This is a genomic window from Mycolicibacterium peregrinum, assembly GCF_001665625.1.
Lineage (GTDB): Bacteria > Actinomycetota > Actinomycetes > Mycobacteriales > Mycobacteriaceae > Mycobacterium > Mycobacterium peregrinum_B.
The window spans coordinates 1-12,805 of sequence record NZ_LZSY01000088.1; the positions used below are offsets into that span (position 1 = coordinate 1).

Genomic DNA, 12,805 nt, shown 5'->3' on the forward strand with positions numbered 1-12,805 from the left:
CAGCACCCACAGCCTCATGCCTGCCACCAACACGAGCAAGCTCGTCCCTGCCACGAGAAACGTGGTGTGACCGCTGGGATAGGCCAGCGCACCACCTTTCTCCCTACCGAAGATCGGCTTGATGACGCGAACGACGGTGATCGCCACCAGCGGTCACACCACGTTTCTCGTGGCAGGGACGAGCTTGCTCGTGTTGGTGGCAGGCATGAGGCTGTGGGTGCTGGTGGTGGCGGTCTGCGTTGTCCTGCTCGCCATGTTCGGCCTGTCGATGACCTTTCACTACTTCACGGACACGATCGGCGGGGTGCTGCTGGGCACCTCGGTGGTGTGCGTCGCCGCGATGCTCGCCCGAGATCGGCAATATGGCCAGGTGGATGACGCCTCGCCTGATCTTCGCTGAGCGATCATTTGTCCGGTGCGGACTTTTCGCCCGATGGCTACCCGCGACGCGGAGCCCTCAGGTGCGAAATGGCGCGCGATGTCCTCGGGGCATTTTCAAGATCGGCCAACCATCAAGGACCAGTTGATGGTTCAGGCATGACGGTCGTCGTCCGGTGTTGCGTTCCGCAATGCTTTTAGAACTGGCGTAGCCCCACAGCAAACTCTTCGTGCGGGTGCGAGCTGCGCAGATGGTTACTTTCTGATTTTTGCGGCAACCGCGCCGGGAGCGAAGGTAGTTGCGTATGCAACAACCGCAAAATTTCCACCTGAGAAAAACCTGAGATCTTGATTAGTGCCAGGTAAATTTCGGCGCGTACCGAGTCGTCGGTCAGCCCAAATAGCAAGTCATCGAGGGGATTTCATCAATGAACAGTCGTGTCAACAGTCGTGTCTCGAGCGGTCTGGCCGCATGCGTCGCCGTCGCCACCGCCGGCGTCGTCGCGATCACTCCGGTCGCGGTGTCGACGCCCACGCCGCCGCGGCGTGTTCTCGACGCGTCGACGGCCTTGATGGCCAGCTTCGAGGGCATGAATCAAGCGGGGCTGGTGTTCATGGCCGGTCAGCGGCTCGCGGACCAGTTCGTCCAGGCGCCGCTCACGCCCTTTGTCCTCGCGGCTCAGCTCGTGGCCGGCGACAACGAGCGGCTGTTCTCCCAGATTCGGCAGATCGTCGATTCGCCGGTCTACGTCGCTGATCCGCTCATCGAGGCGATTGCCATCACGTTGCCGGATGAGTTGGGTGGCGGCTCGGACCACGTAACCAACACCTCGGCCGGTGACGGCGCCTTCATGCAATTCCGCAACAACGAACTCCTGGGCCTCCGGGATGACATCAACGCGCAGTTCGCGCAGGTGCTCGACGTCGACACCCCGTGGCCCAACGACAACTACACCGCGGCGCTCGCTCAGGGGCTGCAGGAATCGGCGGTGCGGAGCGTCAACGGCGCCGTGCTCGGGGCGGTCGGCCTGGTATCCGTCGCGCAGGCGGTGGCATCCGGCGACAAGCTCGCGGTCTACAAGGCGGTGAAGGAATACATCGATGCGCCGATGTGGGTCGCGGACCCGGCGATCGAGGGTCTTGCCGAAGCGCTCCCGGCCGGGCTCGGTGGCGGCACCAATCACGACCCGACCGACCCGACCGGTGACGGCGCCCTCATGCAGTTCCGTAACAACCAACTGATCGGTGCGCGCGATTCCGTGCGGATCGCAGCCGCCAACGTGCTCGGTGTGCGCGACAAGGTGGACAGCACCGGCAACGTGCTCGCCAACAACAGTCTCAATCGGAGCCGGCTGCTGTCGGCCGCCGACGACAAGTCCGACCAGAAGCCGAAGGTGAACAACCTCAAGCCCCACGTCACCAACCTCAACGCCGCGCTCGACGGCGCCAAGGACAAAGCCGAGAAGCGGCGGGAAAAGGCCAAGGCGAACGTCGACAAGGTCGTCAAGAAGGTGCGCGAAGCGGCCGACAAGACGGCCAAGAAGCTCGGCCCGAAGAAGGGTTCTGAGGACTGAGGTGATACCGGCGTAGAGCGCGGTGATGAGGGGTCGCCACGCTCTCGGTAACTTTCCCTCGAATTCGACGAGATGGCCGCTCACACACTCCGCGGGGCGGCCATTTCGTCGATCTGGACACCCCGGCGCGGCCACCAACTTGACAGGTGTCAACCCCGGTGCGACGTGCGTCACAAACGCCGATTAACATAGGCCGCATGACAGCGACGCCAGATGTAGCTCTGACCGGAGAGTTCACGGGCTCCGGCACCATTTACAACCCCGCGACCGGCGCCGTCGCCGGCCAAGTGACCTGGACCGACGCGGCCGACGTGCCGCGTATCGCGGCGGGTCTGCGGGAAGCGCAGAAGGAGTGGGAGGCCCGAGGCGCCAAAGGCCGCGCCAAGGTCCTTTCCCGCTACGCGGTATGGCTGGGGGACCACCGCGACGAGATCGAGAAACTCCTGATCGCCGAGACCGGCAAGTCGGCCATGGACGCCGCACAAGAGGTCCCGCTGCTGATCATGATCCTCTCGTACTACATCAAGGTCGTCGAAGAGGCGATGGCCCCGGACACCCGGCCGGCCGCGCTGCCCATCATGTCGATCAAGAAGATCGCCGTGCATTACCGGCCGCGTGCAGTCGTCGGGATCATCGCGCCGTGGAACTACCCCGTGGCCAACGCCATGATGGACGCCATCGGCGCCCTGGCTGCCGGGTGCGCGGTGCTGCTCAAGCCGTCTGAGCGCACCCCGTTGACTGCCGAGGTGCTGCTGCGCGGCTGGCTGGATTCCGGTGCCCCCGAGGTGTTCGCCCTGGCGCAAGGTGCGCGTGCGGTGTCGGAGGCCGTCATCGACAATTCCGACTACGTCCAGTTCACCGGTTCCTGCGCGACGGGGGCCAAGGTGATGGAGCGGGCGGCACGTCGTCTGACCCCGGTGAGCCTGGAGCTCGGCGGCAAGGACCCGATGATCGTGCTCGAGGATGCCGACGTCGAGCTGGCCGCCAACGCCGCGGTGTGGGGCGGGATGTTCAACGCCGGCCAGACCTGCGTGTCCGTCGAGCGGGTCTATGTGCTCGATCCGGTCTACGACCAGTTCGTCGCCGCCACCGTGAAAGCCGTCGAAAACCTCAAGATGGGTACCGGCGAGGGCTACCACTTCGGCTCCCAGATCGACGACAGCCAGGTGGCGATCACCGAACGTCACGTCAACGAGGCTGTCGCAGCCGGCGCAAAGGCGCTGACCGGAGGGAAGCGCCCCGAGGGCGGTGGCAGCTTCTTCGAGCCGACCGTGCTGGTCGACGTCGACCACTCGATGGCCTGCATGACCGAGGAGACCTTCGGTCCGACCCTGCCGATCATGAAGGTGTCGTCGGTCGAGGAAGCCGTTCGGCTGGCCAACGACAGCCCCTACGGGCTGAGCGCCTCGGTGTTCTCCAAGGATGTCGACCGGGCCAAGGCCATTGCGCTGCAGCTTGATTGCGGTGCGGTCAACGTCAACGACGTCATCTCCAACCTGATGTGCACCACCGCGCCGATGGGCGGCTGGAAGACCTCCGGTATCGGTGCCCGCTTCGGCGGCGTCGACGGGGTGCGCAAGTTCTGCAAGCAGGAGACCGTGGTGGTGCCGCGCACCAGTGTGGGCGCCGGCGGCAGCTACTACAACAACTCCGAGAAGGCGATCGTTCGGATGAACAAGCTGCTGACCAAGCTGGCGCTGGCGCGTCCGCGCCGCAGGGCCAAGTAGGGCACTACCAGCCGTTCACCCCGGCGACACCTTCGTGTTCGCCGGGGTGGATACCGTCGGCCGGTGACTCTCGACATCACCGGGTACACGGTCCGCGACGACGACGATGACGACCCCGAACTGCTGCTGCAACCCAGCGGCGAGGTCGTCGACACCTGGCGGGAGAACTACCCGTACGACGACCGCATGTCGCGTCAGGAGTACGAGGAACAGAAGCGCCTGCTGCAGATCGAACTGCTGAAGCTGCAGAAGTGGAGCCAGGGCAACGGACTCCGGCACGTCATCGTGTTCGAGGGGCGTGACGCCGCAGGTAAAGGCGGCACCATCAAGCGGTTCATGGAACACCTGAACCCCCGCGGAGCCCGCGTGGTCGCGCTGGAGAAGCCGACCGAAAAAGAACGCACCCAGTGGTACTTCCAGCGCTACGTGCAGCACCTGCCCGCCGCCGGCGAGATCGTGCTGTTCGACCGCTCCTGGTACAACCGCGCCGGGGTGGAACGCGTGATGGGCTACTGCTCGCCCAAGCAGCACGCCGAATTCATCCGGCAGGCCCCGCTGTTCGAGCAGATGCTGGTCAACGACGGCATCAGTCTGACCAAGCTGTGGTTCTCCGTCACGCAATCCGAGCAGCGCACCCGGTTCACCATCCGTCAGGTCGACCCGGTGCGGCAGTGGAAACTCTCACCTACCGACCTCGCGTCGCTGGACAAGTGGGACGACTACACCGCCGCCAAGGAAGACATGTTCGCCTGGACGGACACCGAAATGGCGCCTTGGACTGTGGTCAAGAGCAACGACAAGAAACGCGCCCGCATCAACGCCATGCGCCACGTGCTCGGTAAGTTCGATTACGACAACAAGGATTTTGAGGTGGTCGGCCACGCCGATCCGCTGATCGTGGGGCGAGCCCTGTCGGACTGAGCAGTCTGGCCGCCGCCCGGGAACTAGGAGGACGGCGTGCGCTTCGTCATGACGCTGTTCCTGTGGGTGTTGACGACGATCCTGCTGGCCGCGGCGCTGCCGTCGGCGTGGGTGCAGAAAAACGTCATCGACGAGCAGGGCTACTCGTCCTTCGCCGCAGGCGCCGCTGCCGACCCACAGTTGCAGCAGGCCGTCGCCGGGGAACTCACCACCCAGGTGCAATCCCTGGCCTCGCAGAACGGTGCCGATGTCGACTCGCGCCGGATCCGCGCCGTGGCAGGTGCCTACACCGCCGGGCCGGACTTCCCTGGACAGTTCGCCCTCGCCAACCAGCTTGCGCACACCTGGATGTTCACCGACCGGCTGTCGCGGGACGAGAACGGTAGTTGGGTGATCGATGTGGCCCCGATGCTCAGGGACACCTCGTTCCGCGAAACCCTGTCCAACTTCGGTGTCGAAGTGCCGCAAACACTTACGGTCCCAATCGCCTCATCGGCACCGGATAATCTGCGGCCGGGGATCCTGCGACCGCTGGCCGTGTGGGGCCCGTGGGTGAGCGTCGGCGTGACAGTGCTGGCCGGCGTCTTCGCGCTGCTGACTCTCGCCGCCGCGCGCGCCCGCGGTAAAACCCTTGCTGCACTGGGCATCTCCGCCTTATTGGTGGGGGCCGCCGGTTGGGCCGGGTTGGAGGCGGGCCGACGCTACCTCAACGAGGCCCTCAACCACACCAGCGGCGACATCCGCCAGATCGCCGATGCCATGGTGGGGCATGCCATCGACAGCCTGCACCAATGGCTCAACCTCGCCCTGGCGGCCGGCGGTGCGCTTGTGGTGTTCGGGATCATTGTGGCGCTGCTCGGTGGGTTGCGGCGTCGACCAACTTGAGTTCCGGTTGCGCCCCGTAGCTTTCGCCGCTACGACACGTCGCTGGGAGGCGAGAGCCACGTATTGCATTCGCCGATCTTGTTCAGGCGGTAGCCCTGATCCCACCAGGATCCATAGTGCTCAGGCGATCCGTGGTCGCGTGGCGAAACAGCATCCCAATGGCCGTTTGCAATCACCTGGTAATCGGCCACGGTGAACCGGCCTCCGGTGTCGACGATGGAACCGACGAACATGCCGGAGAAGCACTGCGCCTGAAGTTCCAGGCGGCGCGACAGTTCCAGTCCTGGTTCGGACTGCTCGCCCACGGCTCGCGCCTGTTGGTGCAGTTCGCCTAGGGTCCCGATGAGGTGCTGGACGTGATGGGCGTATTCATGGGCGAGCACTGCCAGGTTGAAGATCACCTCGGCGTTGTCTTTTTTCGGGGACAAGCTGGAAAGTGGCACGGACAGAGTTTCCGTCTTACTGCAGTACATGCCTGCGAAGCCCCGCATCCCGTCGCTATCGCATCCTTCGGCCAGGGACACCTTGGGACTACGGAATTCCATTCCCGCCGCAGTGACCAGGGGCTTCCACGCCGTATCCATGCACGACACGGCTGTCTCGTAGAAAATCCGGGCCGCCGCTGCGTCGCTCGGCCAACCGACGGGATTGCATGGTTGTTTTGCCAGGCCGGCGTCGAAGTTGGCAGCGATCCGGTTTTGTCCCAGCGCCGCGTCACCGGTGGGCAGGGCCTGCGCCGTGGTGGTGGTCGGGTGCGGCGTCCTGGTTGCGGTGTATGACGGCGCGGACGTGAGCTCGCTGGTGGGTACGGCGACTGCGGGGCTGACCGGCTCGCTGGCGCTGGCCGTGCCCTGCTTGTTGAGCACGAAGACCCCGGCGGTGACCAGTGCGATCACCACCACGACGGCGGCGGCGGAGCCGATCAGGATGGCAGCGCGCCGAGAGCTTTTCGGCAACGGCGCAGGCGCCGGATAGGCGGCGGACGGAGCGCCCCACGGATCGGCAAAGTGCTGCTGGGGAGGCGGACCGGATGGAGCGGTTGCCCAGGGATCGACAGCAGGAGTCCACGGGTCCGCCGGTTTGGCGGTGCTCTTTTCGGCCGGTGTGAACGGGTCGGCGCCCGCGGCGAAGGGATTGTTGTTATCCCAGGACTTGGGCGGCGGACCGAACGGACCCCACGACTGCATTTCGAGAACGATACTGGCCTGACCAGGCGCGGCTGCGCACGAATTCCCGGCAGGGCCCCGCTAGCCGCTCAGCGTTTGCCAGAGGAACTCGTACGTCAGCGCGGACCTGAACGCCGCCTGCTTGTTGTCGGCCGCGCCGCCGTGGCCACCCTCGATGTTCTCGTAATACAGCACCCGGTGCCCGGCGGCCTCCAACGCCGCCGTCATCTTCCTGGCGTGGCCGGGATGCACCCGGTCATCGCGGGTCGAGGTGGTGATCAAGATCGGCGGGTACTTCGCGTCCTTTGAAATATTCTGGTACGGAGAATATTTCGACATGAACTCCCAGTCCGCCGGATCGTCGGGATTGCCGTACTCGGCCACCCACGACGCACCTGCCAGCAGCAGGTGGAAGCGCTTCATATCCAGCAGCGGCACGCTGCACACCAGCGCTCCGAACAGCTCGGGGTAGTGGGTCAGCATGACGCCCATCAGCAGCCCACCGTTGCTGCCGCCGGAGGCGCCGAGCTGCTCGACCGTGGTGATGCCGCGGCTCACCAGATCCGCTGCCACCGCGGCGAAATCCTCGTACACCAGGTGGCGGTTCTGCCGCATCGCCTGCTTGTGCCAGTCCGGGCCGTACTCGCCGCCGCCACGGATGTTGGCCTGCACGAAGGTTCCGCCGCGGGCCAGCCAGGCTCGGCCCGCGCCGCCGAGGTAGCTCGGGGTCAACGAATTCTGGAACCCGCCGTAGCCGTAGAGGTGGGTGAGGCTCGGTTCGTCGCGGCGCCCGACCACGAAGTACGGCACCTGCGTGCCGTCCTTGGACGTCGCGAAGAACTGTTCGACGGCGATGCCCGTGGCGTCGTAGAACGCCGGTGCCGACTTGACCTCGACCAGTGGGCCTCCGGCGGTGCCGTACAGCAGCTTTGACGGGGTGGTGAATCCGCTTGAGTTGTAGAAGACTTCGTCACCGAGGTGATCGCTGTCGACGACGATGGTGTCGGTCGCGGGCGGAATGTCCGGTGCGTCCCTGTGCTCCCAGGTGCCGGGAGTGACGATCTCGACATGGCTGGCGACATCACGCAGCGTGACGAGGATCAGCTTCTCTTTGGTCCACTGCACACCGGCCAGGCTGCTGTGCTCATCCGGCTCGTAGACCATCGCAAGATCGGCTGTGCCGGAGAGAAAGTCGTCGAACTTGGTGCCCAGTAGCGCCCCGGCCGGGTAGGTGACATCACCCACCTGCCAGTCGCTCCGCAGGGAGATCAGCAGCCACTCGCGGTGCAGCGACAGCGACGAGTCGGTCGGGATCTTGATCTCGATCAGCTCACCGTCGCGCAGCTCGTAGCGGATGCGGTGGTAGAAGTCGGTGTAGCGGCCCAGGCGGGTGTGCTCGAAGCCCGGGCTCCGGTCGACCGAGGCGATCACCCGGACATCGGTTGGCTCCGCCTCATACACCGTCTCGGCCTCGGCCAACGGCCGCCCACGCCGCCACCGCTTGGCGATCCGCGGATACCCGGACTCGGTCATCGAGCCTTCGCCGAAGTCTGTGCACACCAACAGGGTGTCCTCGTCCTCCCAGGACACCGACGACTTGGCTTCGGGCAGCTCGAACCCGCCCGGCACGAATTCTCTTGTCCGCATGTCGAACTCGCGCACCACGGCGGCGTCGGCGCCGCCGCGGGACAGGCTGATCATGGCGAGTGTGTGATCCGGCTCGATCACCTCGGGCCCGGACCACACCCAGTTCTCGTCCTCGGCGCGGGCCAGCTCGTCCAGGTCCAGGATCACGTCCCAGTCCGGATCGTCGGTGCGGTAGCTCTCCAGCGTGGTGCGCCGCCACAGGCCGCGCGGATTCGTCTCGTCGCGCCAGAAGTTGTACAGGAACTCACCACGCCGGCCCGGGTAGGGGATCCGCGCATCGGTGTCCAGGATCTGCAATATCTCGGAGCGCATCGTCTCGAAACGTTCACCGCTCAACTGGGCGAGCGTCGGCTCGTTGTGGGCACGCACCCACGCCAAGGCGTCGTCGCCGGTGATGTCCTCAAGCCACAGATAGGGGTCCTCAGCCACCTGCCCATTGTGACTGCGCGAGTACTGTGAGCTGAACAACACCACTGGCCCGTGGAAGTGAGGACGTGATGAGTCGAGCACCGGCGCGGGCCCTGATCACTGTGGCCGCCGCCGATCTGCTGGCGCGGTTGCAGGAGCGTCACGGGGCGTTGATGTTCCATCAGTCCGGCGGGTGCTGCGACGGATCGTCGCCGATGTGTTACCCCGACGGCGAGTTCATCGTCGGGGACCGCGACATCGTGCTGGCGGTGCTCGACGTGGGCGGTGCGGACGCGAGGAGCAAAGGCATCTTCGGTGTGCCCGTGTGGATCTCCGGCCCCCAGTTCGAGGCGTGGAAGCACACCCAGTTGGTGATCGACGTCGTACCCGGTCGGGGTGGTGGGTTCAGTTTGGAAGCGCCCGAAGGCATGCGCTTCCTGTCGCGTGGCCGGGCGTTCACCGACGAGGAGAATGCCCTACTGGCCGAGCAACCCCCGGTGACGGGCGCGCAGTACAGCGCCGGCGCCCGCCCGCCCGATACCGGCAGCCACCTGGTCGGCGAAGCCGCCGACGCCTGCCCGGTACCGGCGCGAACGGTGCCTACTTCGCCAAGGTGAACTGGACCACGTCGGTCTGGCGACGGCGGAACAGCTTGGCGCAGCCGGTCAGATACTTCACGTAACGCTCGTAGACCTCTTCGGACTGGGTCGCGACGGCCTGCTGCCGGTTAGCCTGCAGATTGTCAGCCCAGACGTCGAGGGTTCGGGCGTAGTGCGGCTGCAACGACTGCTCCCGAGTGACCGTGAATTCGGCTGCGGTCGCGTGCTCATGGACCATCGGAATCGACGGCAACTGCCCACCGGGGAAGATCTCGGTCAGGATGAACTTGATGAACCTGGCCAGCTCGAAGGTGACAGGTACTCCCATCTCATGAGCCTTGCGGGGATCGATCCCGCAGATGGTGTGCAGCAACATCACCCCATCGGACGGCAGGGCCTGATACGCCTTGTCGAAGAAGGCGGGGTAGCGGTCACGACCGAAATGCTCGAACGCGCCGATGGAGACGATCCGGTCGACCGACTCGTCGAACTGCTCCCAGCCCTGCAAGAGCACTCGCCTGCCGCGGTCGGTGTCCATACCGTCGAACATCCTGCTGACATGCGCAGCCTGGTTCTTCGACAGCGTCAGTCCCACCACGTCGACGTCGTAGCGTTCGATGGCGCGTCGCATCGTGGCACCCCAACCGCACCCGACGTCGAGCAACGTCATCCCCGGTTCCAGCCCCAACTTGCCCAGCGCGAGGTCGATCTTGGCGATCTGCGCTTCCTCCAAGCTCATGTCGTCGCGCTCGAAATACGCGCAGCTGTAGGTCTGCGTCGGATCGAGGAACAGGCGGAAGAAGTCGTCGGAAAGGTCGTAGTGAGCTTGGACGTCGGCAAAATGCGGAGTCAGGGATTTCGGCACAGGGGCGCCTTTCTGCTGCTCGTCGGTCGAGAGACAGATCGCGGCCGCGATCCTCATAGACCATTCGGAGCCGATCGGGCCACGGATGGCTACGAATCGATATCGGCCGGGGCGCGCCGCACGCGTGCCGCTGTCGTACGGGATCGCGGCGTTATCGTCGAAGGGTGATTCCGCTGCCACGGGCGTGGCTGCTGACCGGCGCAATGTCGGTCGGCGTAGCGGTCGGCCTACTGGCCGGGATTGCCACGACACTGCTGGTGACGGTCTCCGTCCGGCCCGATGTGGTGATCGCCCTCGTCCTCGGAGTTCCCGGCGTCCTCGGGACGCTCCTCGTCCTGGTCGCGGGGCGGCGCTGGGTCACCACGCTCGGAGCCTTCGCGCTGGCCATCGCGCCCGGCTGGTTCGGCGCACTGGCGATCATCCAGGTGGCATCCCATGGCTGAGGACGTCGACACCTCCACCGCGGACTTCGCCCCGCTGTTCGACACCGGGGAAAACGAGATCGTCGCCGACGAATCGTCGGCCGCCACCACGCCTGCGGAAGACATGACGCCGGACCAGACGGAAACCGACGACGCACCCTCGGCGCCGTTGCCCGCCCCGGCCCCGTCCGTCGTGGTCGAGGGGTCCTATCTGTCGGTGAAGTGGTGGACGTTCGTGGGCGTGCTGGCCGGGGTCTGGTTCGTCTCGGCCGCCGCCGGCGCGGGCCTGTACTACTACTGGTATCAGTCGGCCGACAAGACCTGGCCGGTGTTCGCGGCGCTGGCCTACGTCGTCACCACCACGGTCGGCGCGCTGCTGGCTTCGACGGCGCAACGCAAACCGGTGGTATCGGCCCTGGCCATCGCGCTGATGTCGGCGCCGGTGGCGGCAATGGCCGCAGCAGCGGTTTTCTACGGCGCCTACGTGTTCGGCTGGATCGCCCGGTAGCACCATTGCGCCGCCCATTAGGGTGGGGTCGTGACCCACTTTGACGTTGTCGTTCTCGGAGCTGGTCCCGGTGGATACGTCGCGGCCATTCGTGCCGCCCAACTGGGGCTGAACACCGCAATTGTCGAGCCCAAGTACTGGGGCGGTGTGTGCCTCAATGTCGGCTGTATCCCGTCCAAAGCGTTGCTGCGCAACGCGGAACTCGCACACATCTTCAACAAGGAAGCCAAGACCTTCGGGATCAGCGGTGAGGCCACGTTCGATTACGGTGCCGCCTTCGACCGCAGTCGCAAGGTCGCCGACGGCCGTGTGGCCGGCGTGCACTTCCTGATGAAGAAGAACAAGATCACCGAGGTCCACGGCTACGGCACCTTCACCGGCCCCAAGTCGATGTCGGTGAAGCTCAACGAGGGTGGGACCGAGGAGCTCACGTTCGACAACGCGATCATCGCGACCGGGTCGTCGACCCGCCTGGTGCCGGGCACCTCGCTGTCCGAGAACGTGGTCACCTACGAAACCCAGATCCTCTCGCGCGACCTGCCGGGCTCGATCATCATCGCCGGCGCCGGTGCGATCGGCATGGAATTCGCCTACGTGCTGAAGAACTACGGCGTCGACGTCACCATCGTCGAATTCCTGCCGCGCGCCCTGCCCAACGAGGACGCCGAGGTCTCCAAGGAGATCGAGAAGCAGTACAAGAAGCTGGGCGTGAAGATCCTCACCGGCACCAAGGTCGAGGGCATTGCCGACGACGGTTCGACAGTCACGGTGACCGTCAGCAAGGACGGCAAGACCGAGGAGCTCAAGGCCGACAAGGTGCTGCAGGCCATCGGATTCGGGCCCAACGTCGAAGGCTTCGGCCTGGAGGCCGCGGGAGTCGCGCTGACCGACCGCGGCGCCATCGCGATCGACGATTACATGCGCACCAACGTGCCCGGTATCTACTCCATCGGCGATGTCACCGGCAAGCTCCAGCTGGCCCATGTGGCCGAGGCCCAGGGCGTCGTCGCCGCTGAAACCATCGCCGGCGCAGAGACTCTCGCGCTGGGCGACTACCGGATGATGCCGCGCGCTACGTTCTGCCAGCCGCAGGTCGCCAGCTTCGGGCTCACTGAAGAGCAGGCCAAGGCCGAAGGCTACGACGTCGTCGTCGCCAAGTTCCCGTTCACCGCCAACGGCAAGGCGCACGGCCTGGCGGACCCGACCGGTTTCGTGAAACTGATCGCCGACAAGAAGCACCTCGAACTGATCGGCGGACACCTGATCGGGCCGGACGTCTCCGAACTGCTGCCGGAGCTGACCCTGGCGCAGAAGTGGGACCTGACCGCCAACGAGTTGGCCCGCAACGTGCACACCCACCCGACCCTGTCGGAGGCGCTGCAGGAGTGCTTCCACGGGCTGACCGGCCACATGATCAACTTTTGAGAAACGAAATCGTCGCCGGCATAGCCGGATTGGTGGTCGGCCACATAGTGTGGCTGGCTGCCATCACATTGGCGACCGAGGGCTCCCGCGTCAACATCTGGGTGCTGTTGGTCGCGGCCCTGTCCTTCATCGGCGGGGCCGCGGGGGTCTATTTCGGTCGACGTAAGTACCAGCAGAAATCCCACACCTGGGCGGCGTTCCTGTGGACGTTGCCGGTGTCCCCGGTGCTGTTCTCACTGGTGCTGCTGGGCGTGACGTACCTGTAGTGCTGTAGTGCCGC

Annotated in this window: 13 protein-coding genes; 10 read left to right on the forward strand and 3 right to left on the reverse strand. The window is 65.4% G+C overall.

The window, feature by feature from the left end:
* The first annotated feature begins 121 nt into the window (after positions 1-121).
* The 5 genes from A5779_RS12300 to A5779_RS12320 all read left to right on the forward strand — a co-directional run bounded on the left by A5779_RS12300 (position 122) and on the right by A5779_RS12320 (position 5,485).
* On the forward strand, positions 122-400 hold the full coding sequence (locus tag A5779_RS12300) for a phosphatase PAP2 family protein (RefSeq protein ID WP_082941661.1): 279 nt from the start codon (positions 122-124) through the stop codon (positions 398-400).
* Between the two features lie 406 nt (positions 401-806).
* Positions 807-1,952 (forward strand): hypothetical protein, encoded by a 1,146-nt coding sequence (locus tag A5779_RS12305; RefSeq protein WP_064882202.1) that lies wholly within the window; start codon positions 807-809, stop codon positions 1,950-1,952.
* A 197-nt stretch (positions 1,953-2,149) separates the two neighbouring features.
* On the forward strand, positions 2,150-3,679 hold the full coding sequence (locus A5779_RS12310) for an aldehyde dehydrogenase family protein (protein WP_064882204.1): 1,530 nt from the start codon (positions 2,150-2,152) through the stop codon (positions 3,677-3,679).
* Positions 3,680-3,742: 63 nt separating this feature from the next.
* A complete protein-coding gene (gene ppk2, locus A5779_RS12315; protein ID WP_055110501.1) occupies positions 3,743-4,600 on the forward strand; it encodes a polyphosphate kinase 2 in 858 nt (285 codons plus the stop codon).
* A 36-nt stretch (positions 4,601-4,636) separates the two neighbouring features.
* A complete protein-coding gene (locus tag A5779_RS12320) occupies positions 4,637-5,485 on the forward strand; it encodes a hypothetical protein (protein ID WP_064882206.1) in 849 nt (282 codons plus the stop codon).
* Between the two features lie 29 nt (positions 5,486-5,514).
* Here the strand turns inward: A5779_RS12320 and A5779_RS12325 are convergent, their stop codons facing one another.
* Positions 5,515-6,672 carry a neutral zinc metallopeptidase gene (locus A5779_RS12325; protein ID WP_064882208.1) on the reverse strand — a complete coding sequence of 386 codons (1,158 nt, stop codon included), beginning with the start codon at positions 6,670-6,672 and terminating at the stop codon, positions 5,515-5,517.
* 60 nt (positions 6,673-6,732) lie between these two features.
* Entirely contained in the window at positions 6,733-8,769 is a 2,037-nt protein-coding gene (locus A5779_RS12330; RefSeq protein ID WP_269085841.1) for a prolyl oligopeptidase family serine peptidase, read from the reverse strand.
* Positions 8,770-8,795: 26 nt separating this feature from the next.
* On the opposite strand from A5779_RS12330, the gene A5779_RS12335 reads away from it, so the two are divergent.
* Positions 8,796-9,323: a DUF779 domain-containing protein gene (locus A5779_RS12335; RefSeq protein WP_064882210.1), complete on the forward strand. Its 528-nt coding sequence runs from the start codon at positions 8,796-8,798 to the stop codon at positions 9,321-9,323.
* Here the strand turns inward: A5779_RS12335 and A5779_RS12340 are convergent.
* Complete coding sequence (locus A5779_RS12340; protein WP_064882324.1) at positions 9,307-10,170, reverse strand: cyclopropane mycolic acid synthase family methyltransferase; 864 nt, start codon at positions 10,168-10,170, stop codon at positions 9,307-9,309. The two genes, A5779_RS12335 and A5779_RS12340, sit on opposite strands and share 17 nt — an antisense overlap.
* 164 nt (positions 10,171-10,334) lie before the next feature.
* Here A5779_RS12340 and A5779_RS12345 point away from each other — a divergent pair, with 164 nt between their 5' ends.
* The 4 genes from A5779_RS12345 to A5779_RS12360 are packed head-to-tail and all read left to right on the forward strand — an operon-like array spanning position 10,335 to position 12,791.
* A complete protein-coding gene (locus A5779_RS12345; protein WP_064882212.1) occupies positions 10,335-10,613 on the forward strand; it encodes a putative holin in 279 nt (92 codons plus the stop codon).
* Complete coding sequence (locus tag A5779_RS12350; RefSeq protein ID WP_064882214.1) at positions 10,606-11,100, forward strand: hypothetical protein; 495 nt, start codon at positions 10,606-10,608, stop codon at positions 11,098-11,100. Before A5779_RS12345 ends, A5779_RS12350 begins: the two co-directional genes overlap by 8 nt.
* A 30-nt stretch (positions 11,101-11,130) precedes the next feature.
* Positions 11,131-12,525 carry a dihydrolipoyl dehydrogenase gene (gene lpdA, locus A5779_RS12355; protein WP_064882216.1) on the forward strand — a complete coding sequence of 465 codons (1,395 nt, stop codon included), beginning with the start codon at positions 11,131-11,133 and terminating at the stop codon, positions 12,523-12,525.
* Complete coding sequence (locus tag A5779_RS12360; RefSeq protein WP_064882219.1) at positions 12,522-12,791, forward strand: hypothetical protein; 270 nt, start codon at positions 12,522-12,524, stop codon at positions 12,789-12,791. The genes lpdA and A5779_RS12360 overlap by 4 nt, the downstream gene beginning before the upstream one ends.
* Positions 12,792-12,805: the final 14 nt, after the last annotated feature.